Genomic DNA, 22,913 nt, shown 5'->3' with positions numbered 1-22,913 from the left:
AGCCCGCCCCGTCGGCGGAGGCCCCCGCGCCGGCCGCCGCGGTCCCGGCCCCGATGGCCCGTCCCCTGGCCTTCGACCAGACCGATCCGGCGGCCAAGGTCGCCCTGCGCCTGCCGGCCGAGATCGCCAGCTACCCCGCTCTGCACACGATGCTCTACGATCGCGAGGTGGCGGGTCTGCGGACCTTCGCCGCCAAGGCCGAGACGGACCGCAAGACCTCGACCGGCCGGTTCCCCTGGCGCCCCTATAATCGCCAGGGCCAGTGGTTCCTGGCCGCCGAGGCCGCGCCGCTGGTGGGCCTGCGCGCCCTGTGGTTCGAAGACACCGGCGGCGCCCACCCCAACCACGGCGGCGCGTCCCTGCTGTGGGACACCGCGGCCAATCGCGAGATCCAGCCCCAGGCGTTGTTCCGGGAGGGCGCCGACATGACCGTACTGGACAAGGCGATCTGCGACGCGGTGGTCCAGGCCAAGACCCGCCGCCAAGGCGCCGTGCCCCTCAACGACATGTTCTCCTGCCCCAGGTGGAATCAGACGGTCCTGACCCTGGCCCCCTCGGCGATCCCGGGCAAGATCGGCGGACTGACGGCCCTGATCGACCCCTATGTGGTCGGTCCCTATTCCGAGGGCGACTACGAGGTCACCGTGCCGGTCTCGGCCTTCCAGAGCCTGCTGGCTCCGACCTATGCCGGCGTCTTCGGCGGCGCGCCCAAGTCGATGGGCAACCCGGACGGGACGCTCAGCGTGACGATGGAGGTGGTGAAGTAAGCCGGATCAGCCCAGTCCGCAGGCCTTGGCGAAATTCGCCACGGCGACTCGTTCAGGAGCCGTCTTCACATTGTGCGATATAAAGGCCCCATAGACGTTGATCGCAAGTCGGCCTGATCTTGCGAACGCCTTCACGACCGGGTCGGCGCGATCAGTCCTGAAATAGGCAAGTTCATAGCCATCGGGCTCGGACGGAAGCGTATCATAACCGCGCACGACGCCGCCGCTGCGCAGCTTCACCTCGGCGACATCCTGCCCTTCGCCGACGGGAACATTGAACGTGATGGAGCCTGACGCGGGTTCACAGAGAAACAACACCGCCAGATAGTCCGTCCCGTCGACGCCGAAGGCTAGCTTCGGGCCTTCCTGACTTGAAGGCTGAGCGTAGCCCCAGGTCATGTGATCGCTTTCGGGCATGCTCGCGCACGCACTCAGCAGGGCGACGACCGCTAGGGCTGGAGCGACGCGCTTCAGGCTCATAGCGGGATGTTGTCGTGCTTCTTCCAGGGGTTCGACAACTCCTTGCCCTTCAGGCTCTTCAGCGCGCGGACGATGCGCTTGCGAGTGCCGTGGGGCATGATCACGTCGTCGATATAGCCGCGGCTGGCGGCGACGAACGGGTTGGCGAAGCGGTCCTTGTACTCGGCCTCGCGGGCGGCCAGGGCCTGCGGATCCTTGGCCTCCTGGCGGAAGATGATCTCGACCGCGCCCTTGGCGCCCATCACCGCGATCTCGGCGGTGGGCCAGGCGTAGTTGAAGTCGCCGCGCAGGTGCTTGGAGCTCATCACGTCATAGGCCCCGCCATAGGCCTTGCGGGTGATCAGGGTGATCTTCGGCACGGTGGCCTCGGCATAGGCGAACAGCAGCTTGGCGCCGTGCTTGATCAGGCCGCCGTACTCCTGCTTGGTGCCCGGCATGAAGCCCGGCACGTCGACCAGGGTGATGATCGGGATGTTGAAGGCGTCGCAGAACCGCACGAAGCGGGCGGCCTTGCGCGAGCTGTCGATGTCCAGAACGCCCGCCAGCACCTGGGGCTGGTTGGCGACGATGCCGACGCTCTCGCCGTCCATGCGGGCGAAGCCGCAGACGATGTTCTTGGCCCATTCGCTTGAGATCTCGAAGAAATCCGCCTCGTCGACGATCTTCAGGATCAATTCCTTCATGTCGTAGGGCTTGCCGGGATCGCTGGGGATCAGGCTGTCGAGGCTGGGCTCGGCGCGGTAGGCCTCGTCGAAGCTCTCCCGCTCCGGCGCGGTTTCGCGATTGGACGAGGGCAGGAAGTCGATCAGGCGGCGCACCTGGGTCAGGGCTTCCAGGTCGTTCTCGAACGCCCCCTCGGCGACGCCGGACTTGCTGGCGTGCACCCGGGCCCCGCCCAGTTCCTCGGCCGTCACCACTTCGTTGGTGACCGTTTTCACGACGTCGGGACCAGTCACGAACATGTAGCTCGTGTCCTTCACCATGAAGATGAAGTCGGTCATGGCCGGCGAATAGACATCGCCGCCGGCGCAGGGACCCATGATCACGCTGATCTGCGGCACCACGCCCGAGGCCATCACGTTCTCGAGGAAGATGTCGGCGTATCCGGCCAGGCTGTCGACGCCCTCCTGGATGCGCGCCCCGCCCGCGTCGAACAGGCCGATGATCGGCGCGCCGACCTTCATGGCCTGGCGCTGGACCTTGACGATCTTGGCGGCGTGAGCGCCCGACAGGCTGCCGCCGAACACCGTGAAATCCTTGGAGAAGACGTAGACGACCTTGCCGTTGATCGTGCCCCAGCCGGTGACGACGCCGTCGCCGGAAATCTTCTGCTCGGCCATGCCGAACTCGACGCCGCGGTGCTCGACAAACATGTCGAACTCTTCGAACGAGTCCTCGTCCAACAGCAGGTCGATCCGCTCGCGCGCGGTCAGCTTGCCCTTGGCGTGCTGGGCGGCCACCCGCGTCTCGCCGCCGCCGGCCCGGGCCTGCTCACGACGACGATCGAGTTCCTCGAGAATGTGCTGCACGCGAACGTTCCCCTGCTCTCTCACTGGACCTTCACGGCCACCTTATGAGCCGAGCCGTAATGGCGCGAGCTTTCCGTGGCAAGATATCCGTTGCGGCGCCGCAGCAACGCTTGTTGATCACCGAGCCCTGACCGTTCTGAAGGGGCCTAGCGCCGCAAAGCGGCAAACCAGCGCTCCAGCACCTGGGCCTCGACCGCCAGGGCCTCGGCGCGGGCGGTCGCCTCGGCGTCCTGACCCCAGGTCTCGGCTTGGAAGATCTCCTCCAGCCGCGACAGGTCCAGGGCCTTGCGGCCGGTGACCTTGCCGGCTCGCAACGCCAGGGCCAGGACGGTCGAGCCGAGCAGGCCCGCGCCATAGGCCACGCCGGCCAGGGTGAAGTCGTCCATCGTCAGGGCCAGGGCCTCGACCGAAGCCAGGGCGGCGGGCGACTGCGGCGTATGGATCACGCCGGTGGCGGGCTTCAGATGCAGGTCCAGCTCGGCCTTGGCCCAATCCAGCATCGCGCCCCAGTCCCGCTGCTGGCGCTCGACCAGCGGCGTGGGGTGGTCGGCCCAATAACACAAGAGGTCCGAGCCGGCGTAGGCCGCGACCTCGGCCGCCACCTCCGCCCGGGTCTCGCGAATGCGGTCGATGGCGGTGAAGGCCAGACGGGTGGCGGGCATGGCCGTGCTGTCGATGACCTCGACCTGGGCTTCCCACTCGGCGGCGACCAGTTGAGCCAGGACCAGGCTCGGCAGCACCAGCGGCGACTTGGCCGGCGACTTGGGCGTGCGGCCGTCCAGCAGCACGGCGAAACCGCCGTCCACCGGACCCGCCGTGGCGGCCTTGTAGAAGCGGCGGGGACGTTGCAGCAGATCGGGCTTGTCGGCCAAGGCGGAACTTCTTTTCAAGTCAGACATCAAAACATCGGTTTCAGGCCGTTGAATGATCAATCAGCGGGGTCGATGCAAGGAGAGACGCGGCGTGAGCCTGCCTTCCAACGACATGATGGCGGCCATCGCCGCAACCCGTTTCGGTCTCGGGGCGCGTCCCGGCGAGATCGACGCGGCGCGCAGCGACCCCCGCGGCTTCCTGACCGCCCAGATCCGCTCCGATGGCGCGGACCAGCCGCAAGGCGGCGAAGGCTCGGCCCAGCGCCTGGCCGAGGTCAGCGCCTACCAGATGGAGAAGCGCGACGCCAAGGCGATGGGCGACCCGAAAGGCCCGCCGGTTCGCGACCTTCAGAAGGAACTGCGCAAGCAGGCCGGCGACGACTTCCTGGCGCGAGCCCGGCTGGGTGCCAACACCGATGCAGCGTTCCGCGAGCGCTGGGCTCTGTTCTGGGCCAACCATTTCACGGTCTCGTCCACCAGCCTGGCCGTCACCTCGATAGCCGGGTCCTACGAGCAGGAGGCCGTCCGCCCGCACGTCTTTGGCCGGTTCGAGGACCTGCTGGTCGCCGCCTCCACCCATCCGGCGATGCTGCTCTATCTGGACCAGGCCCAGTCGACCGGCCCCAACAGCCGGGCGTCGCAGTATCAGCGCAAGAACGCCAAGAAGGCCGGCGGGCTGAACGAGAACCTGGCCCGCGAGATCATGGAGTTGCACACGGTCGGGGTCGACGCCGGCTACGCCCAGGCCGACGTCACCGAGTTCGCCCGGGCCATGACCGGCTTCAGCGTCGGCCGCCCCCGGGACTCCAGCCCGCATCAGTTCCTCTTCCGCGACAACGCTCACGAGCCCGGCGCGCGGACGGTGATGGGCAAACACTATCCGCAAACCGGCCAAGCCCAGGCCCTGGCGGTGATGCGCGACCTGGCGGGCAGCCCGCGCACAGCCCGCCACGTCTCCACCAAGCTGGCCGCCCACTTCGTCAGCGACACGCCGCCGCCCGCCCTCGTCGCCAGGCTGGAGAAGACCTATCTCGACAGCGGCGGGCGCCTGGACGAGATGGCCCTCACCCTGGTGAACGCGCCGGAAGCCTGGGACCCCGCCCCCGCCAAGTTCAAGACCCCCTACGAGTTCGCGATCTCGACCTGGCGAGCCGTCGGCGCCCAGCCGCAGGCGATCGGCAAGCTGGCGCCGGTGCTGACCGGCCTGGGTCAAAAGCCGTTCTCCCCGCCCTCCCCCAAGGGTTGGGCCGATGAGGCCCAGACCTGGTGCGCGCCCGACGCCCTGATCAAGCGTCTGCGGTTCAGCGAGAGCTTCGCCGCGGGGGCCGCCGACCGCCTCGACCCTAACGTCTTCGCCCAGTCCGCCCTCGGGGCGCGCCTGACGCCGCCGGTCGCCAAGGCGGTGGCCAGGGCCGAGACCCGCCGCGAGGCCATGGCCCTGTTGTTGATGAGCCCGGAGTTCCAACGCCGATGAACGCCCCCCTCTCACGTCGTTCCTTGCTTCAACAGGCCGCCGGCCTGGGCGTTTCGGTCAGCTTCCTGGGCGGCTCGGCCTTCGCCGCCGCCGATGGGGCGATGGCCCGGCGCAAGATGGTCGTGGTCATCTGCCGGGGCGGCATGGACGGTTTGTCCGTCAGCCCACCGGTCGGCGATCCCGACTACGCGGCCCTGCGCGGCGCGGTGGCGGTGACGCCCGACCAGGCGCTGAAGCTGGACGGAACGTTCGGTCTGCACCCGGCCCTGGAGTCGGTGCACAGGCTGGCGCTGAAGGGCCAGGCCAGGATCGCGCCGGCCATCGCCAGCCCCGACCGCGCCCGCTCGCACTTCGAGGCCCAGGACGTGCTGGAGACCGGCGCGGCCGAGGTCTACGGCGTCACGACCGGCTGGCTGAACCGCACGCTGGAGGCCATGGGGCCGTCCAACGTCGAGGCCCTGTCGGTCGGCGCCACCGCGCCCCTGATCCTGCGCGGCAAGGTCCAGGCCGCCAGTTGGTCGCCGGGCAAGGGCGTGGACGAGACCGCCCGCCTGCCCACCCTGCTGCAGGACCTCTACAAGGCCGACCCGATGATGGGCCGAGCCTTCGCGCGCGGCCTGGAGACCGAGGCCATGGCCCAGCAGGCGATGACCGGGCTCAACCCCGCGCCGACGCCTGTGTCTACCGACACGACGATGATGGCCGCCAAGCCCATGTGGCAAAACGCGGTGAACGCCCAGGGCATGACCCCGTCGGCCGTGGCCCCCAAAGCTCAGGCCGTCGCTGGTCAACGCCAAGGCCGCGAGGCCGCCCGCAAGCTGGGCTCGACCCTGGCCGGCTTCATGGTCCAGGAAGGCGGTCCCCGCATCGCCGCTATCTCGCTGGACGGCTGGGACACCCATGCCGGCCAGGTCGGTCAGCTGAACACCCGCCTGTCCTATCTGGACGCCGTGCTCGATGGGCTGAACACCGGCTTGGGAGAGGCATGGCGCGACACGGTAGTGGTGGTCGCCACCGAGTTCGGCCGCACGGCCCGGGTCAACGGCACCGGCGGCACGGACCACGGCACGGGCTCGACCGCCCTGGTGCTGGGCGGCGGCCTCAAGAAGGGCGGCATCATCGGCGACTGGCCCACCCTGAGGCAGGACGCCCTGTTCGAGAACCGCGACCTGCGCCCCACCCTCGACATGCGCGGCTTGTTCAAGGGCGTGCTGGCCGACCACATGGGCGTCGACCGCGCGGCCTTGGAGACCAAGATCTTCCCCGACAGCGCGGACGCCAAGGCCGTGACAGGGCTGGTCTGAGGCGGCTGGGGCTTGGCTTTCTTCCCAAGAGCGGCTGTCATCCCGGACGAGCGCGCAGCGCGAAGATCCGGGACCGACGCGTGAACGCAGACGCTTCCGGCGGTCCCGGATCGGCGCCCGGCTTCGCCGAGCTTGTCCGGGATGACAACATTTTTTGCAGTGAACCAGGGCGATAGCCCCGGTCAGTCAGCGCATATCGACGATCACCTTCTCCAGCACCACGTTGTCGTCGAGGCGCCAGACCTTCACCGAACGCCGGCCGGCGGCGACGTTCTCGAAGCGCGCCTCGACCGTATGGGCGTTGTTTGTGACCGCGGCCACCCAGGCGACCTGAGCCGGGCTCAAGGCCGCCCCGGGTGTCGGGACCAGATTGACCGTCACGATCTGGACGGGACCGTCGTCGATGGAGACGCCGATCCGCATCCCCTTGCCGCCGGTCGTGTCCACGGTGGGCGCCACACGTAGCCCGATCTTCACAGAGCCGGAACGAGGAACCGAGACGCCGTATTCCAGCCGCACGCCGTCGCCGGTCGCGGTCGAGGGGCGGCCTTGCGGCAGGGCCACCACCGCGTCGCCTTGGCCCAGATCGGACAGCACCGTCCAGCTCAGGCCCTTGCCGCCGACCGCGCGGTCGAACTTGGCGGCGTCCAACTCGACGACCTTGGGGTCGCCTCGGCCGGGCGGCGCGAACTTGATCTCGGCCTTCAGGCGTTCGGGCGGGGTGTCGGCCGACACCCGCATGACGCTGGGCATGGTCTGCTGGCTGGGATCGTTCCAGATCACGTAGCTCATGTGGACCTGGTTCATCATCCCCGCCCACTTGCCGCCGTTGCGGGCGTGGTATTGCGCCGTCAGGTCGGCGTCGCGCTGGAAAGTCGCCTCGACCCGGGCCGCGAAGAAGTTGGCGCGCGCGTCGTTCTTCGACGCCAGGCGCCGGTTCCAGGCGGTGGCGTAGTACATCTCGTAGAGGTTGGAGAACGCCAGAACCGGATATTCGACCAGCTGGAAATAGGCCTCCTGCTGGTCGGGACGCAGACGAGCCTTGATCGCCTCGACCTTGCCCACCAACGCCCGCCAGTCCTCGACCATCACGCCGAACGCACCGCCATCCAGCACCGGACCCATGCCCTCGCCCAGAGGGAAGGTGTCCTGGTCGATCAGCTCGGGTTTGCGCCGCGAGGCGTAGGTCCCGTAGGTGGCCATGACCTCGCCGATCTCGGGACCCAGCTCGGCGCCGAACGTTTCGCCGGCCCACTGCCGCGGATAGGCCTCCAGAGCCTTCGGCGTCATCGCCTCGGGGTTCCAGGCCATGCGCATGAAGAAGTCGAGCGGATATTCCAGCGGCTTGATGTCGCCGACATTGACGATCCACAGGGTCCGCGCCCCGCGTTCGTAGGCCAGGTCCATCTGCTGCCAGGTCTTGGCCACCTGGTTGGTGTTGATCCACTTGTAGTTCCGCGGCCCGCCCACATAGTCGAAGTGGTAGTAGACGCCGTAGCCGCCGGCCCGATCGAGCGGGTCCTTGCCCCCCAATGAGCCCGCCACCGGCAGTCGCCGGACCTGGCCCCAATTGTCATCGGCGAACAGCAGGGTCACGTCGTCCGGGACCCGCATGCCGTGGTCGTAATAGTCCTGCACCTCTTTGTAGAGCGCCCAGACCTGGGGCGTCTTCTCGGGCGGTTTGCCGGTCACCTCGGCGATGATCTTGCGCTGGTCGGCCACGACCTTCTCCAGCAGCTGGGTGGCCGCGCCCTCGGCCATCGGCTCGTCGCCGTCGCCACGCATGCCCACCGTCACCAAGCTCTCATAGGGCGTGCCGTCGCCCTTCGACATCATCCGCTCGATGCCGCCGCGCCAGAAGGTCCGCAGGTTTTCGCCGTTGGTCGTGTAGTCCCACTTGCCGCCGGTGACGCCCTTCTCATGGTTGCGATGCCACTCGGCCTGGGCCCGGGTCATCGGCTCGTGGTGCGAGCTGCCCATGACCACGCCCATCTCGTCGGCAAGGACCTTGTTGCGCGGATCATCGTCGTTGAAGGCCTTGGGCGCCCACATGGCCGGCCACAGATAGTTGCCCTTCAGGCGCAGGGTCAGCTCGAAGACGTGGGCGTAGAGATCGGCGTTGATGCCGCCGAACTTGGCCTTGGCCCAGCCGCTGAACGCCGGGTCCTCGTCATTGATGAAGAACCCGCGGTACTTCACCCGGGGATGATCGGCCCGCGCGCCGGCGGTCAGGAACAGGTCTTTCTTCCGGGCGACCGGCACGTCGGCCCACCACGACCAGGGCGAGACGCCGATCCGTTCGGACAGATCATAGGCGCCGAAGACCGCGCCGCGCCGGTCGGCGCCGACGATGACCAGGGCGCGCGGAACGCCAGGAGCAGGATGCTCAACCACCACCTGCCGGAAGCCTTCCCACTGGCCCGCCAGATCCTCGACGTTCAGCTGGCCGCTCTTGACCAGGGCGTCGATGGCCGGGCTGGCGCCGAGCACGCCGATGATCACGGTCGGGCCGTCGGCCTTGGAAAGATCGGAAAGCTTGGTCGCCTCACCGCCGCTGACGTGACCGAGGTCGGTGCGCAGACCTTCGGCGGCATGACGCACCGCCGGATCGGCTGTCGGATCGACATAGACCGACGCCGGCCGCCCGCCCTGGATCAGAGCCAAGCTCGTGGGTTTGCCCGTCGCGCAGACGCTGACCGGCGTGTCGCACGCATAGGCCGCCGGAGCGGCCAGCAGCGCGAAGACGAGGCTCCACGCCCCTCGGCACAGGATTAGGTTGGTCCGCACGCGTCCTCCCAGGCCCGATCAGCCCTGGGGCATGTCGGCTGTAGCTATGGTCCGACCAATAAAGTCGATAGGTCAGACCATATCAGCGCGCACGGATCGCACAAGCTTGGCCGGCGCAGCCAGGCGCTTTCCAGCTGTTAGCGGCGCTTGATCTGCCGACGCGCGAACGGGTCCTGGTCGGCCTCGTCCTCCGAGAAGCCGAACTTGGCGAAGCCGGCCTTCAGCTCGGGACTGATCGGCGCCTCGATGAACAGCATGCCGACCGACGGGTGGGGCAGCATCACCGAGCGGGCGTGCAGCTGCAGTTTCAGGCCTTCCGACAGCTGGGTCGATTTCTCGTCGCTGTACTTGGGGTCGCCCAGGATCGGGTGGCCGATGGCCTTCATGTGGGCGCGCAGCTGGTGCGTGCGGCCCGTGTGCGGACGAAGCGCCATGAAGGTGACGCGCGGGCCGGCGCGGCTGATCGAGACGAACTCGGTCTCGGCCGGCTGGGCGTCCTGGTCCTTGGGCTCGGCCGGCACGACCAGCTCGCGATCGCCCACGCCGCGCTTGGCCAGGTGCAGCTCGATGACGCCCTCGGTCGGGTGCGGATTGCCCTGCACGATCGCCCAGTAGGTCTTTTGCGCCTTGCGCTTGGCGAACGAGCCCGACAGGCGCGCTGCGGCGGCCGGGGTCTTGCCCAGCAACAGCACGCCGGAGGTGTCGCGGTCCAGGCGGTGAACCAGCTTGGGCCGGTTGACGCCCTCGCCCCAGGCGCTGAGCAGCTTGTCGATGTGGTGGGTGGTCTTTGTGCCGCCCTGCACGGCCAGGCCGGCGGGCTTATTCAGGGCCAGGACCTCTTCGTCCTCGTACAGCACCAGCGACTTGGCGAAGGCGATGTCGCGCTTGGACAGTTCCTGCTTGGCGTCCGGATCGGGCGCGTCCGGCAGCGGCGGCACCCGCACCTGCGAGCCGGCCGCCAGCTTGGTGTCGGCCTTGACCCGCGAGCCGTCGACCCGGACCTGGCCCGAGCGGAACAGCTTGTTGAGCTGGATGTGGTTCAGATGCGGCCAGCGGCGCTTGAACCAGCGGTCCACCCGGACGCCGTCCTCGCCGTTGTCCACATAGAGCGTACGAACTTCTTTCATGCCGCGAAAATCCTGCGGGCGATCAAGAGGCCCGCGAAAATGGCCGCCACGGACAGGATCACGCTGGCGGACGTATAGGTAAAGGCCTGGGCGTAGGCGCGCTTCTCGATCATCAGCGCGGTCTCCAGCGAAAAGGCCGAAAAGGTGGTGAAGCCGCCCATCACGCCGACACCGAGCAGGACCCGCCAGTGTTCTTGTTGCGCGCCGCCCCGCAGGGCCAGCCAGGCGGCCAGCAGCCCCATCAGCAGCCCGCCCGCCAGATTGACGATGAAGGTGCCGTAGGGCCAGTTCGGTCCGAACAGGCGCAAGGCCTGGACGCCCACCTGGTAGCGAGCGACGGAGCCCAGGGCGCCCCCGATGGCTACGAGGAGGAGTTTGGTCATCGCGCCCTTATGCGCCGGGCGGCCGCGAACGCCAAGCCGCGCCTGAAACCACGTCCGATGATTGCCACCCAGTGTAACCTTAGGTAGTATAATCTAAGCCCGTCTGGAAACCGCCATGCCGCCGTCACGCTTGATCGCCCTGAGCTTTCTGATCGGTTCCGCCTACGCCATCCCGGAGCACGAACCGATATTCCACGGAAGATCAGGCCCGTAAAAATGTGCAGTTCAACGTCTGACGGCTTGCGGTAACCTCGTTTGCAAACCGTGTTCCTGCACCGACCGTTAAGGCTGTAAAAGGCATCCTATGGGCTCCTCCCGCGCCAAGGACACCATGCCCTTCGATTCGAGCCACAGCGACGACCGGAACGAGCACCTGGCGCTCAGCGGACCCGTGCTCCAAAGGCTGGCGGGGTCCGAACTGATCGCGCGCGGCTCGGTCAACATCATCAGCGTCAAGGCCATCCGCCGCTGGGCCGGCGACTGGTGGGACAAGAAGCGCGTCGATGTCTGGACCTATGTCGAGCGCAAGCTGGCCGAGCACCTGGACCGCAGCGATCTGCGCGCCCGGATCGGCGAGGAAGACTTCCTGATCGCCATGAACACCGACCATGGCCTCGCCGCCCAGGCCACCAGCGTGCGCATCCTGGAAGACGTTCTGACCCATCTGCTGGGCGCGGCCGAACCGGGCGACCTTGGGGTGCGCGCGGTGATCGGCGTCGAGGCCGGCGGCGTCGTCTGCCGTCCGATCGACCCGACCGTGGTCCTGGCCGCCCGCGCCCGCCGCGACTCGGTCCGCTCGCCCATCCGCTTCGACATCGATCCGCTGGAAGAGACCCGGCGCACGCCGGTGGCCTTCACCACCGCCGGCGGCGCGGCCTTGCGTGTCGATTTCGCGCTCGAGCATGTGGTCAATCTCAGGCGCAACGTCGCCACGGCGGTTCGCATCGAACCGATGGTCACCCATCTCGGCTCGGGCAAGCAGATCAGCGCCCGCGCCGTCTCGCGCCTGCCCGATCGCGACGCCGCCTTCATCGACGAGGCGGCCCTGAAGTACGCCGCCGTCTTCGCCCGCTCCTCGCAGGGTCACGACCGGCCCGATCTGATCGTGCCGGCCTCGTTCCGCACCCTGGGCACTCAGCGCGGCCGCGACATGCTGACCGGCACCAGCGGCCTGTCCCTGGCGCTGCTGCGCGGCGGGGTGATGATGGAGCTGGTCGACATCACCCGCGGCACCCCCGCCGGTCGACTGCTGGAAGTGGTCGGTCTGCTCAAGGCCCTGACGCGTGGCGTCATCGCCCGCGTGCCGCCCGAAAAGGAAGCGCTGCGCGTGCTGCGTGATGCGCGTCTGCAGGGCTTGACCCTCGACGCCAGCGACCTGTCCGGTCCGGCCGAGAAGATCGCCGCCGACATCATGGCCTTCGGCCGCGACGCCAAGGGTCTGGCCCCGATGGTCGCGCTGCAAGGTCTGCCGGCCGAGGGCTATTTCGCCGCCGCCGAGACCGCGGGCGTGACCCACGCCGCGCTCCGCGCGGCCCATCCCGTCGTCGCCGCGACCAGACAAGCGGCCGGCTAAGGATCAGCTAGACCGCCGCGCGGCCGTCCCCCACCGTGCGGACAATGGCGCGAGCATCGTAGACGTCGGCGTCGCGAGGCGGCTTGCCCTTGCCGAACACCACCTCCATGGAACTGCTCACCGCCGGCTTGGGGCCGATATTGAAGCTGGTCCCAAGGCCGAGGCCGACCGAGCTGCCGCCGCGACGGCCGTAATTATAGTTGCTGCCGCCGCCGCCGACCGACAGGGTCGAACCGCCGCCCGAACCGGCCTGCTGGGTCACCCGGTCGGCGACCCGGAACCAGTCGTAGCCGTCGCGCAGGGCCAGTTCGGCCGAACGCAGCAGGACATAGTCCGAGACCTGGTTGGCCGATGCGCCGGGATTGCCCCGGAAGGTGACGCGGTATCGGCCGTCCTCCAGCCGATATTCCGAATAGCCGGCCCCGCGCGCCACGGTTTGCGGCGCATAGAGCGTCGGCGCGGTCGTGCAGGCGGTCAGCAAGGCGGCGGAAAAGGCGAGTATGATCAGGCGTTTCATGGGGAAATCTCCTGCCAGGCTTAACGAATTTCAGCCCGTCCCTGTTCCGCTACGGTGTTTTCGGGCGCCTTCAGCCCAAGCTGGGCCAGGACCGCGCGCATGTCCTCGGGAATCGGCGCGCTGATCCGCCGCTCGCCGCCGTCAGGATGCGGGAAGACCAGACTGGCGGCATGCAGCATCAGGCGCGGCACGGGCGCCCCGCCCAGCATCAGCGCCCCGCCATAGCGGCTGTCGCCGGCGATCGGTCGTCCGATCGAGGCCATGTGGACCCGCAGCTGGTGCATGCGGCCGGTGTCGGGGCTCAGCTCGACCAGGGCCGCGCCCTCGGTCGAGGCCAGGGTGCGATAGCGGCTGCGGGCGGTCTCGGCGTCGGGGTGGTCGGCCGCGCAGATCCGCATATAGGCCTCGCGCCCGATCGACTCGCGGCGCAACGGGCTGTCGATCTGGCCACCGCGCGGCTCGGGCGCGCCCGGGGTGACGATGGCCAGATAGGTCTTGCGGAAGCGCTTGCCCATCAGGGCCTTGCCCAGGAACGTGGCCGCCGGCTTGGTGCGAGCGGTCAGGATCACGCCCGAGGTGTCGCGGTCCAGGCGATGGATCAGGCGGGGCCGTGGCCGGTCGCGCCGCGCCAGGGCCCACAGCAGGTCGTCCAGCGTATGGGCCCGGATGCGCCCGCCCTGGCTGGACAGACCCGCCGGCTTGTTCAGCACGAAGACGCTGTCGTCCTCATGGATCACCAGCGACTTGGTGAACTCGATCTCGTCCGGGGTCAGCGCGACCGGCATATCGGACGCCTTGGGCTTGGCGACGCCGGGCGGCCGGCGGGGCGCCTTGGAGACGGGACGGCTCATGGGGCGGCCTCGACCTTCGGCGCGATCCACAGCGCCCGGCCGTTCAGGAACAGCCACAGCAGCATCAACCCGGCCGGGGCCAAGGCCCAGCCGCCGCGCGAGGCGAGGCTGGTGATCAGGAACACCGCGAAGGCCAGCGGCAAGGCGTAGACCACATTGGCCACGATCGACGGCCAGTGCGGCGGCCGGGTGAACACCAGCAGCGGTCCACTGGCCCGACGGCGGAAGATCAGCGGCGGAACGACCAGCAGCAGGGTGATCGTCGCGATCGGGATCATCGCCACCAGCGCGCCGGCCAGCGGGATCTCCAACGCATCGGACCATTCGGGCAGTTGCTCGCGGTAGAACCGATGCAGCGGATCGGCCGCCAGCCCCGCCAGGGTCGCGACCAACGCCAGAACGGTCACACCCAGCACGACCAGCGCGCTCTTCTGGGTCCGCAGCAGCCGCGCCCCGAACCGGGTGGCCAAGGCCGCGAGGATCGCCGCGCAGGCGCCAAGACTCAGGCAGGCATAGGCGAGGTCGGCGTACAGCCACTTGTGGGTGGCGTACTGGGTCTGCAAGGCGGCGAAGCGCACGGTGGCCTGCCTGAGGGTCTCGGCGTCGGGATCGCCGAAATAGAGCACGGCGCGCAGCTGCCGCAGGTCGGCGAAATAGGCGTTGGAGTCGGTATGCCAGGGCGTGACGGCGGCCAGCCAGAGCAGCACCGCGCCCGCCAACAACAGGATCAGGGCGATCGCGGCGGTCGCGCGGACCGCGGGGGTAAGCTTCACTTGCCGTCTCTCCGCAGGCGGTTCCAGGCGTCCAGCCGCTCCTTGACCTTGGCCTCCGCCCCGACCGGCTTGGGCTCGTACAGGGTCGGCCGTTCGATGCCGTCCGGGAAGTAGTTCTGGCCGGAGACCCCGCCCTCGACGTCGTGGTCGTAGGCATAGCCGTCGCCATAGCCCAGCGATTTCATCAGCTTGGTCGGAGCGTTGAGGATGTGGGCCGGCGGCGTCAGGCTGCCGGTCTCCTTGGCCAGGCGCCGGGCGGCCTTGTAGGCGTTGTAGACGGCGTTGGACTTGGGCGCGCTGGCCATGTGGACCACCGCCTGGGCCAGGGCCAGTTCGCCCTCGGGACTGCCCAGGAAGTCGTAGGCGTCCTTGGCCGCCGTGGTCAGCAGCAGGCTCAGCGGATCGGCCGCGCCGATGTCCTCGGACGCCATGCGCACCAGGCGGCGGGCGATGAACAGCGGGTCCTCGCCGCCCTCCAGCATCCGCGCCAGCCAGTAGAGCGCCGCGTCCGGATCGCTGCCGCGCACCGACTTATGCAGCGCGGAGACCAGGTTGTAGTGCTCCTCGCGGTTCTTGTCGTAGGCCGGCCGGCGCTTCTGCAGGAACTGGCCCAGCTGGGTGGGGTTCAGCGGCGTGTCCGTGCCGATGGCCAGCAGGGTCTCGGTCAGGGTCAGCAGGTAGCGGCCGTCGCCGTCGGCCATGGCGACCAGGGTCGAGCGGGCGTCGGGGTCCAGCGGCAGCTTGCGGTTCTCGGCCGCCTCGGCCTTGACCAGCAGCGCCTCCAGCGCCTCCTCGTCCAGCCGCTTGAGCACGAAGACCTGGCAGCGTGAAAGCAAGGCGCCGTTCAGCTCGAACGACGGGTTCTCGGTGGTCGCGCCCACCAGGGTGACGATCCCCTCCTCCACGAACGGCAGGAAGCCGTCCTGCTGGGCGCGGTTGAAGCGGTGGATCTCGTCGACGAACAACAGGGTGCTCTGGCCGGCCTGGCGGCGCATGCGGGCCTGCTCGAAGGCCTTCTTCAGGTCGGCGACCCCCGAGAACACCGCCGAGATCTGCATGAACTCATAGCCGCCGGCCTTGGCCAACAGACGCGCGATGGTGGTCTTGCCGGTGCCGGGCGGGCCCCACAGGATCATCGAGGCCAGGCGCTTGGCCGCGGCCATCCGGCCGATGGGACCGTCGGGGCCGAGCAGATGTTCCTGGCCCACCACCTCGTCGAGGGTCTGGGGCCGCAGGCGGTCGGCCAGGGGCGACGGCGCATGGGGCGTCAGGCCGGCGGCTTGGAAAAGATCGGACATGTCGTCCTTCTAGCAGAACGGAACGGGGACACACACTCGCTCGACCGCTTTTGCGATCCTGGCCAGGCTTGGCCGCGCATGTGTGTCCCCCGAGCGCCTAGGCTCTCAGCCGAGCCGTGATCCGCTGGCCGTTGCGCTCGATGGTCACTGTCCAAACCGAGGCCGGGGTGCTGGTGGCGGCCGCCAGGTCGGCGGTGGTGTTGATCGCCCGGCCGTTGACCTCGCGGACGAAGTCGCCCGGACGCAGGCCGGCGTTGAGGGCGAAACCCTGGCCGATCTTGGTGACCAGCACGCCGCGTCCGGCGAACGGATCCACGCCCAGGTCCTGGGCCACGGCGGGCGACAGGTTGACGACCGTTGCGCCGTCGAACGGGCTGCGGCCCTTCAGCACCCGCTCGTCCTTGGCCGGGCTTTCCGGCGCGGCCTCGGCGCGCAAGGTCAGGGTCTGCTCGCGATCGCCGCGGTGGATCACCACCGAGACCCGGTCGCCGATCTTGTGGGTGCCGATGGCGAAGGCGCCGCCGCCTTCGTCGTTCACCGCCTGGCCGTCGATGGTCAGGATCACGTCGCCCTCGCGGATGCCGGCCCGCTCGGCCGAGCCGCCTGGATAAACGTCGGAGATGACCACGCCGCGCGGCGCCGCCAGGCCCAGGCTCTTGGCGATGTCGCCGGTGACGGGCTGGCCCTTCACGCCCAGCCAGGGGCGGACCACGCTATGGCCGCCGCCGAGCGCGGTGTTGACCACCTGGCGCACGACCGAGGCCGGGATCGCGAAGCCGACGCCGCTGGACGAGCCTGAGCGCGAGATGATGAAGGTGTTCACCCCGATCAGGTCGCCGTCCATGTCGACCAGCGGACCGCCGGAATTGCCCGGATTGATCGCCGCGTCGGTCTGGATGTAGCTGCCGAACTGGGCGGCCCCGACATCGGTGCGGGCCAGGGCCGAGACGATGCCGTTGGTCACGGTCTGACCGACCCCGAACGGATTGCCCAGAGCCAGGACCAGGTCGCCGACCTCCAGTTGCTCCTGGTCGTCGATGGCGATCACCGGCAGGCGCTCGCCCTTGGTGTCGATCTTCAGCACCGCCAGGTCCGACCGCGGATCGTCCAACAGCACCGTGGCCGGGAACTCCCGGCGGTCGGCCAGCTGGACGGTGACGTCGCTCATGCCCTCGATGTTGTGGTGGTTGGTGATGATCACTCCGTCGGCGCGCACGATCGCGCCTGACCCGAGCGAGCCCTGCACCTGGTCGCGGGTGGCCCCGCCGCCGCCGCCCATGAAGAAGTCCCAGAACGGATCGACGCGCTGGCGCACCACGCGCTTGCTGGCCACGTTGACGATGGCCGGGGCGGTCTTCTTCACCACCGGCGCGAACGAGGCCTTCATCGACAGTGGGTCGGTGGGCGCGCGGCGGGTCGGTTGGGCCAGGTCAGGGATCGTCTGGGCCTTTGACGGCCCCTGCGGCGAGCAGGCGGCCAACAGGGCCAGGGCGGGAAGCACGACGCGATAGGATCGCATGGGGATTAGGCGACTCCGTGAATTTCAGCCCGGGAGATCAGCCGAGCTTTCAGGCGCATTGATGGCGGCCAAGGTTCCGGATTTCGTCCTTTGGCTCAAGTCCGCTTCGCCGCTAGTCAAAATAGGATCAGGCGACGCTCGGTTCCACCGCCGCGGGCCGCGCCACGCGGATCGCCAAGGCGGTGGCCCCCAGCAGCAGGGTCGCGGCGATCAGCACCGGCAGGCCGGGCATGTGCAGGGTCGCGTCGTGGCGAACCGCCCAGGAGAACGGCAGCAGGTACAGCGACGGACCGACGATGGCGGTGATCCCCATCATCGCCGAATTGGCGCCCTGCAGCTGGCCCTGCTCCCACGCCTCGACCCGACGGGTCATCAGTCCCTGCAGGCCCGGCTGGATCAGGCCGGAGAAGGCGAAGATCGGCAGGCCGCACAGATAGAGCGCGCCCGTCGGGGCCAGGCCGTAGATCATGAAGCCGACGCAGCCCGAGAACAGGCCGATCAGCAGCGCCCCGCGCTCGCCCACCCGCTTGACCACCGGTCCGACCACGAAGCTCTGCAGCAGGATGCCGGCCACGCCGCTGCCCATCAGGGTCAGGCCGATGACCGCCGTCGACCAATGGTAACGGAAACCCATGTACAGCACGAAGACGCTGGGCAGCACGTTGTGCGCCAGCTGGAACAGGAAGCCCACACCGGCCAGGCCCAGCAGATCGGGCTTGCTCCTGAGCAGGTGCAGCGAGCCCAGCGGATTGGCCTTGCTCCAGTCGAAGCGATGGACGCGCTTTTCGGGCGGCAGCGATTCCGGCAGCACGAAGAAGCCGTAGAGCCAGTTGCACAGGGCCAGGCCCGCGCAGACCAGGAACGGCAGCCGGTGGTCGAACTGCCATAGCCAGCCGCCCAGGGCCGGACCGAAGGTGAAGCCGACGCCGAACGCCGCGCCCATCAGGCCAAAGCCCTTGGCCCGATCCTCGGGCTTGGTGACGTCGGCCACATAGGCCCCGGCGGTGGAGAAGCTGGCCGCCGTCATGCCGTTGAACACCCGGCCGACGAACAGCCACCAGATGGTCGGGGCGAAGGCCATGAACAGGAAGTCGACCCCTAGGCCGAAGATCGAGGTCAGGATCACCGGCCGGCGGCCCCAACGGTCGGACATCAGGCCCAGGATCGGCGCGCAGAAGAACTGCATCACACCCCAGGTCGTGGCGAAAAGCACCACCCACAGCGCGGTCGAGGCGGTGTCGCCGCCGTTGAAGCGCTTCATCAGCTCGGGCAGCACGGGGATCATCACCCCCAGCGACAGCACGTCCAGGCAGGCGGTGATGAAGATGAAGCCGAGCGCGGCCTGTCGATGCGTTCGGCCGATGGTCCTGGTCATGCGTCGCCCTCCCTGGCGCATTCTTCTACGTCCATAGCCGTCCGGCTGGCGAGACCCGTCAGCAACGCGCGCCACCACTCGGCGTGACGCTGCAGGAACACCGCATCCGGGAAGTGGTGACGCGCCACGTGCTCGATCGGCACGGTGTCCCAGCCGCGGTGCTCGACGGTGACGCGGGTCTCTTCCCCCACGGCTTCGAAGCGGACCTCGACCTCGGTGTCCATGTCCGGCGCGAAGCTGGCCTGGCGCCAGCCGAACACCAGCCGCTGGCCGGGATCCCAGACGCGGACGGGGCCGATCTCGAACACCTTGCCGGACGGCAGGCGCTCGACCAGGCGGATCCCCTCGCCCGCCCCTTCAAAGGCCAATGCGCCCGGCGAGCGCGGGGTGAAGGAGAACAGCGCGTTGGGCTTCCACCAGGCTGCGATGTCGGTGGTGAACACCTCGAACACCCGCAGGGGCGAGGCCTTGATGCGCAAGGCGACCAGAACCTTGGAGCTCACCCTTCCCCCTCCTCGATATGGGCTTTCAGGGCCAGAAGCTGGTCGCTCCACAGACCCTCGGCCGCCTCGGCCCAGGCCTTGAGCTCGGCCATCGGCGCGGAGCATAGGGCGTAGACCCGCACCCGGGCGTCGAACGGCGGGTGGGTCTCTTCCACCAGGCCCGCCTGGCGCAGGGCGCGCAGGTGACGGCTCATGGCGGGGGGCGACAGGCCGGCGGCCTGGGCCAGCTCGCCCGCCCGGCGCGGTCCCAGGCGCAGCAGGTCGACGGTCGCCCGCCGGTGCGGATCGGCCAGGGCCGCCAAGGTGGCGTCGAGCGAGGCGCTCATGGCCCCTTGCTCGACAAAGAAGGAGCCAACGTCCGGCTCGCTTCGAGCAAGGCGATCTGCCGCTTGTTGGCCTTCAGCCGCCAGGCCGCTTCCAGCGCCCCGCGCAGGGTCGGCTCGTCGGCCTGCGCCAGCACGACCAGGGTCGCGCCCTTCAGCCCCCAGGCGCCCGACACGGGCCGGAACACGGACGGCTCGACGCCGACGACGACGTCCTGATGCTCGCGGGTCAGCGAGACCATGCCGAAACTGGCGTTGGGATAGCCCAGGGTGGCGAAGATCCGGCCGACCCGAAAGTCCACCGTGCCCATGTGCGAGCTCTCGACGGCATCGGGCAGAGCCAAGGCGAGGCGGCGAAAATCGTCGGGGGTCATGCCCAACCTTTCACCACCTTCAGGCCGGACTCAGCCTCGGCTTCCTCCGCGCTCACGGTGCGGATCGGCGCGCCCACCGTCCAGAAATGGCCTTCCGGATCGCGGCAACGATAGGTGCGGTCGCCATAGAACTGGTCGGCCGGCTCCATCAGGATCTCGGCCCCGGCCGCCCGCGCCCGCTCGCAGTGGGCGTCGATATCGCCCTCCAGATGGATGTGAACGGTCTGGGTGTTGAACCCGTCGATCGAGGCCGGGCTCTTGTGCTGAGCGGTCCACTCGTTGCCGACCATGATCAGGCTGTCGCCGAAGCTCATCTCCGAGTGCGCCAGATTGCCGTCATTATCCTCGATGAGCATGACCAGCTCGAAGCCGAACGCCGCCTCCAGGAATTTCAATGCGGCCTTGGGGTCGCGGTAGCAGAGGGCCGAGGTCAGGGCGGTGCGGATCATGGCCGAGCTCCGTTTCGAATATTCGCAATATTTAACGCATATCGAAACTATCTGCGCAAGCGCGTTCGCTTCCTCTCCCAAAACGCCTGTCATCCCAGACCTCGCGAAGCAAAGATCCGGGACCACCGGAAGCACGGCTCGCCACGCATGACCGCGACTTAACTTGGCGGGACTCAGCCGCACGACCATAGTCGCCGCATCTTTCTGGGAGTCGCCCCGCATGATCGTCGTTGGAACCCGTTCCGCATGAACCTGGCCCTGGAGGCCGAGGGCCTCGTCAAGACATACGGCGGGGTGCGGGCCCTGGACGGGCTGTCGCTGCGCATTCCGGCCGGCGGCGTGTTCGGCGTGCTGGGTCCCAACGGCGCGGGCAAGAGCACCTTGTTCCGCATCGCGCTTGGCCTGGTGCGGCCGACCAGCGGCGCGGCGCGGCTGTTCGGCGCGCCGGCCGGTCAGGCCTCGTCCCTGCGTCGCGTCGGGGCGATGATCGAGACCCCGCGCTATCCGCCGTATCTGACCGCCCGCGACGTGCTGAGGATGCTGGCGCTGGAAAGCGGCGTGAGCGGCTCGGCCGATGTCGAATACTGGCTCGAGCGCGTGGGTCTGGGCGGCGCGGCCGACCGCAAGGCCGGGACCTTCTCGGTGGGCATGAAGCAGCGCCTGGGCTTGGCCGCGGCCTTCTTCACCCGTCCCGAACTGGTGATCCTGGACGAGCCGACCAGCGGCATGGACCCGGCCGGCATCCAGGAGATCCGCGCGCTTATCCGCGACCTGGCCGACAAGGAGGGCGTGACCATCATCCTGGCCAGCCACCAGTTGGACGAGGTCCGCCGGGTCTGCGACCGGGTGGCGATCTTCTCCAAGGGCAAGCTGGCCGCCGAGGGCGACGTCGAGAGCCTGACCGGGGGCAAGCCGCGCCTGCGCCTGACCGTCTCGCCGGTCGACAAGGCCCTGGCGGTGTTAGGCGACAAGGGGCAGCCCGATGGGGCGACCGCCGTGCTGGCCGACGTGCTGCGCGCCGAAACCCCCACCCTGATCCGCGCCCTGGTCGAGGCCGGCGTCGAGATCACCGAGGCCCGCTGGCGCGAAGGCGACCTGGAAAGCGCCTATCTGGGAGCCCTTGGGCCCGCCGATCAGAAAAGTGGAGAGCCGGCCAATGCTCGCTGACGCCATCGCCGCCGAGCGCTTCCGCCTGTCCCGCGACCGGGTGTCCCTGTTCTGGGGCTTCGGCTTCATGCCGCTGGTCGCGATGCTGTTCAGCATGGCTGGCGACCTGTTCGTCCGCGCCGTGCTGCGCAGACCCATGCCGGGCGGGACCGTGGACCTGGCCAACCGGGCCATGGGCGCGGTGGCCGGCGCTTCGGGTCCGATCACCGCCCTGTTTCTGCTGATCGGCGCGGCGGCGATCTTCGCGGGCGACTATCGCTGGGAGACTTGGCGGCTGGTCACGCCGCGCAACAGCCGGGTCAACCTGCTGGCCGCCAAGCTGATCGTTTTCGCCGAGGTCGCGGCCTGGAGCCTGCTGCTGACCGCCGTCACGGCCGTGCTGGCCGGACTGTTCGGCAGCGTGGCCAACCACTCGACCCTGGTCGGGCCGTCGGCCGGGCCGGCCTTCGTGGGCCAATATGCCGGGGTCATGCTTGTGACCTGGCTTGAGGTGCTGCTGGTCGGCGGCCTGGCGGCCCTGATCGGCGTTCTGACGCGCTCGACCCTGGGGGCGGTGATCGCCGGGCTGGTGATCGTGTTCGTGCAGTCGACCCTGGCCGCCACCCTGCAGGCCGTCACCTGGAAAAGCCTGCTGGTTCCCGCCTATGCCGGGCGGATTCTGAAGACGTTCCTCGCCGCGCCCGCCGAGGCGCGGCCCGAGGGCGGTCCCGCCGGCCTGGCGCTGGTGTTCCTGCTGGCTTGGCTCGTCGTTCTGGCCGGCGGCGCGGTGGCGCTGTTCCGACGTCAGGACCTGACGAAGGAATAGGAAGAGCGGGCCGCCTCTAGGCCGCCGCCCAGGTCTTCTGGTCGACCCCGACCTGGAAGTGCTCGACCTGGGCCTCCAGGCGCACGGCGTCGTCGGCCAGGCCGCGGCTGGCGGCGGTGGCTTGCTCGGCCATGGCGGCGTTCTGCTGGATGACCTGGTCCATCTGGCCGACCGCCAGGTCGACCTCGGCCAGGCCCGCGGCCTGCTCGCGGCTGGACTGGGCGATCTGCTCCATCAGCCCGCCGATCACCCCCACCCGCTCGACGATGTCGCCCAAGGCCGCGCCGGCCTCGCCGACCAGGGTCACGCCCGAGCGGACATGGTCGGACGATTCCGAGATCAGCCCCTTGATCTCCTTGGCCGCCTCGGCCGAGCGCTGGGCGAGCGCCCGCACTTCCTGGGCCACGACCGCGAAACCGCGACCGGCGTCGCCGGCCCGCGCGGCTTCAACGCCGGCGTTCAGGGCCAGGAGGTTGGTCTGGAAGGCGATCTCGTCGATCACGCCCAGGATTTGCGAGACCTTGGTTGAGGAGCTCTCGATCTGGCTCATGGCCTCGGCCGCGCGATCCACGACCTGGCTGGAGCGGTCGGCGACCGCCCGGCTGTCGACCACGGCGGCGTTGGCCTCGTTGGCGCCCTCGGCGGTGCGTCGGACGCTGGCGC

The 22,913-nt window shown here is 69.0% G+C and carries 23 protein-coding genes; 6 read left to right on the top strand and 17 right to left on the bottom strand.

Annotation, left to right across the window (positions count from 1 at the left end; all coding sequences use genetic code 11):
* On the top strand, positions 1–767 hold a 767-nt coding region (locus tag WAL33_RS00815; RefSeq protein ID WP_422177552.1), incomplete at its 5' end, for an RsiV family protein.
* Positions 768–773: 6 nt separating this feature from the next.
* Here WAL33_RS00815 and WAL33_RS00810 read toward each other — a convergent pair.
* The 3 genes from WAL33_RS00810 to WAL33_RS00800 all read right to left on the bottom strand — a co-directional run bounded on the left by WAL33_RS00810 (position 774) and on the right by WAL33_RS00800 (position 3,648).
* Positions 774–1,247: a hypothetical protein gene (locus WAL33_RS00810; protein WP_422177550.1), complete on the bottom strand. Its 474-nt coding sequence runs from the start codon at positions 1,245–1,247 to the stop codon at positions 774–776.
* Entirely contained in the window at positions 1,244–2,776 is a 1,533-nt protein-coding gene (locus WAL33_RS00805; protein ID WP_422177548.1) for an acyl-CoA carboxylase subunit beta, read from the bottom strand. Before WAL33_RS00805 ends, WAL33_RS00810 begins: the two co-directional genes overlap by 4 nt.
* A gap of 146 nt (positions 2,777–2,922) precedes the next feature.
* The gene (locus WAL33_RS00800; RefSeq protein ID WP_422177546.1) at positions 2,923–3,648 is read right to left on the bottom strand and encodes an ATP12 family chaperone protein; all 726 of its coding nucleotides are present in this window, start codon (positions 3,646–3,648) and stop codon (positions 2,923–2,925) included.
* A gap of 91 nt (positions 3,649–3,739) precedes the next feature.
* On the opposite strand from WAL33_RS00800, the gene WAL33_RS00795 reads away from it, so the two are divergent.
* Both WAL33_RS00795 and WAL33_RS00790 read left to right on the top strand, forming a co-directional pair.
* Positions 3,740–5,122: a DUF1800 domain-containing protein gene (locus tag WAL33_RS00795; protein ID WP_422177544.1), complete on the top strand. Its 1,383-nt coding sequence runs from the start codon at positions 3,740–3,742 to the stop codon at positions 5,120–5,122.
* Positions 5,119–6,426, top strand: coding sequence for a DUF1501 domain-containing protein (locus tag WAL33_RS00790; RefSeq protein ID WP_422177542.1), 1,308 nt, complete (start codon positions 5,119–5,121; stop codon positions 6,424–6,426). The genes WAL33_RS00795 and WAL33_RS00790 overlap by 4 nt, the downstream gene beginning before the upstream one ends.
* Positions 6,427–6,612: 186 nt before the next feature.
* Here the strand turns inward: WAL33_RS00790 and WAL33_RS00785 are convergent, their stop codons facing one another.
* The 3 genes from WAL33_RS00785 to crcB form a co-directional block, all read right to left on the bottom strand.
* Positions 6,613–9,213, bottom strand: a complete 2,601-nt coding sequence (locus tag WAL33_RS00785; protein WP_422177540.1) for a glycosyl hydrolase 115 family protein — start codon at positions 9,211–9,213, stop codon at positions 6,613–6,615.
* A gap of 137 nt (positions 9,214–9,350) precedes the next feature.
* On the bottom strand, positions 9,351–10,340 hold the full coding sequence (locus WAL33_RS00780; RefSeq protein ID WP_422177538.1) for an RluA family pseudouridine synthase: 990 nt from the start codon (positions 10,338–10,340) through the stop codon (positions 9,351–9,353).
* Complete coding sequence (gene crcB / locus WAL33_RS00775) at positions 10,337–10,723, bottom strand: fluoride efflux transporter CrcB (RefSeq protein WP_422177536.1); 387 nt, start codon at positions 10,721–10,723, stop codon at positions 10,337–10,339. The genes WAL33_RS00780 and crcB overlap by 4 nt, the downstream gene beginning before the upstream one ends.
* Positions 10,724–11,054: 331 nt before the next feature.
* Here crcB and WAL33_RS00770 point away from each other — a divergent pair, with 331 nt between their 5' ends.
* The gene (locus WAL33_RS00770) at positions 11,055–12,296 is read left to right on the top strand and encodes a hypothetical protein (protein WP_422177534.1); all 1,242 of its coding nucleotides are present in this window, start codon (positions 11,055–11,057) and stop codon (positions 12,294–12,296) included.
* Positions 12,297–12,303: 7 nt separating this feature from the next.
* Here WAL33_RS00770 and WAL33_RS00765 read toward each other — a convergent pair whose 3' ends face one another.
* The 10 genes from WAL33_RS00765 to WAL33_RS00720 form a co-directional block, all read right to left on the bottom strand.
* Positions 12,304–12,813, bottom strand: coding sequence for a CC0125/CC1285 family lipoprotein (locus WAL33_RS00765; protein WP_422177532.1), 510 nt, complete (start codon positions 12,811–12,813; stop codon positions 12,304–12,306).
* A gap of 20 nt (positions 12,814–12,833) precedes the next feature.
* Positions 12,834–13,664, bottom strand: a complete 831-nt coding sequence (locus WAL33_RS00760; protein WP_422177530.1) for an RluA family pseudouridine synthase — start codon at positions 13,662–13,664, stop codon at positions 12,834–12,836.
* A complete protein-coding gene (locus tag WAL33_RS00755; RefSeq protein ID WP_422177528.1) occupies positions 13,661–14,437 on the bottom strand; it encodes a hypothetical protein in 777 nt (258 codons plus the stop codon). Before WAL33_RS00755 ends, WAL33_RS00760 begins: the two co-directional genes overlap by 4 nt.
* Positions 14,434–15,735 carry a replication-associated recombination protein A gene (locus WAL33_RS00750; protein WP_422177526.1) on the bottom strand — a complete coding sequence of 434 codons (1,302 nt, stop codon included), beginning with the start codon at positions 15,733–15,735 and terminating at the stop codon, positions 14,434–14,436. Before WAL33_RS00750 ends, WAL33_RS00755 begins: the two co-directional genes overlap by 4 nt.
* Before the next feature lie 97 nt (positions 15,736–15,832).
* Positions 15,833–17,254, bottom strand: a complete 1,422-nt coding sequence (locus WAL33_RS00745; RefSeq protein ID WP_422177525.1) for a Do family serine endopeptidase — start codon at positions 17,252–17,254, stop codon at positions 15,833–15,835.
* 127 nt (positions 17,255–17,381) lie between these two features.
* Complete coding sequence (locus tag WAL33_RS00740; RefSeq protein WP_422177523.1) at positions 17,382–18,629, bottom strand: TCR/Tet family MFS transporter; 1,248 nt, start codon at positions 18,627–18,629, stop codon at positions 17,382–17,384.
* A complete protein-coding gene (locus WAL33_RS00735) occupies positions 18,626–19,132 on the bottom strand; it encodes an SRPBCC domain-containing protein (RefSeq protein ID WP_422177521.1) in 507 nt (168 codons plus the stop codon). Before WAL33_RS00735 ends, WAL33_RS00740 begins: the two co-directional genes overlap by 4 nt.
* On the bottom strand, positions 19,129–19,458 hold the full coding sequence (locus tag WAL33_RS00730; protein ID WP_422177519.1) for an ArsR/SmtB family transcription factor: 330 nt from the start codon (positions 19,456–19,458) through the stop codon (positions 19,129–19,131). The genes WAL33_RS00735 and WAL33_RS00730 overlap by 4 nt, the downstream gene beginning before the upstream one ends.
* Positions 19,455–19,829 (bottom strand): MmcQ/YjbR family DNA-binding protein, encoded by a 375-nt coding sequence (locus WAL33_RS00725; RefSeq protein ID WP_422177517.1) that lies wholly within the window; start codon positions 19,827–19,829, stop codon positions 19,455–19,457. The genes WAL33_RS00730 and WAL33_RS00725 overlap by 4 nt, the downstream gene beginning before the upstream one ends.
* Positions 19,826–20,278 (bottom strand): VOC family protein, encoded by a 453-nt coding sequence (locus WAL33_RS00720; protein WP_422177515.1) that lies wholly within the window; start codon positions 20,276–20,278, stop codon positions 19,826–19,828. Before WAL33_RS00720 ends, WAL33_RS00725 begins: the two co-directional genes overlap by 4 nt.
* 246 nt (positions 20,279–20,524) lie before the next feature.
* Between WAL33_RS00720 and WAL33_RS00715 the strand changes: the two genes are divergently transcribed.
* Both WAL33_RS00715 and WAL33_RS00710 read left to right on the top strand, forming a co-directional pair.
* Complete coding sequence (locus WAL33_RS00715) at positions 20,525–21,445, top strand: ABC transporter ATP-binding protein (protein ID WP_422177513.1); 921 nt, start codon at positions 20,525–20,527, stop codon at positions 21,443–21,445.
* Entirely contained in the window at positions 21,435–22,250 is an 816-nt protein-coding gene (locus WAL33_RS00710) for an ABC transporter permease (RefSeq protein ID WP_422177511.1), read from the top strand. Before WAL33_RS00715 ends, WAL33_RS00710 begins: the two co-directional genes overlap by 11 nt.
* Before the next feature lie 16 nt (positions 22,251–22,266).
* Here the strand turns inward: WAL33_RS00710 and WAL33_RS00705 are convergent.
* Positions 22,267–22,913 (bottom strand): methyl-accepting chemotaxis protein (locus WAL33_RS00705; protein ID WP_422177509.1); only part of this gene is annotated, 647 nt, incomplete at its 5' end.

Origin of the sequence: Caulobacter sp., from assembly GCF_049283275.1 — a bacterium.
Lineage (GTDB): Bacteria > Pseudomonadota > Alphaproteobacteria > Caulobacterales > Caulobacteraceae > Caulobacter.
Note: the sequence above shows the minus strand (reverse complement) of the source record. Positions and strands in the feature narration are given on the sequence as shown.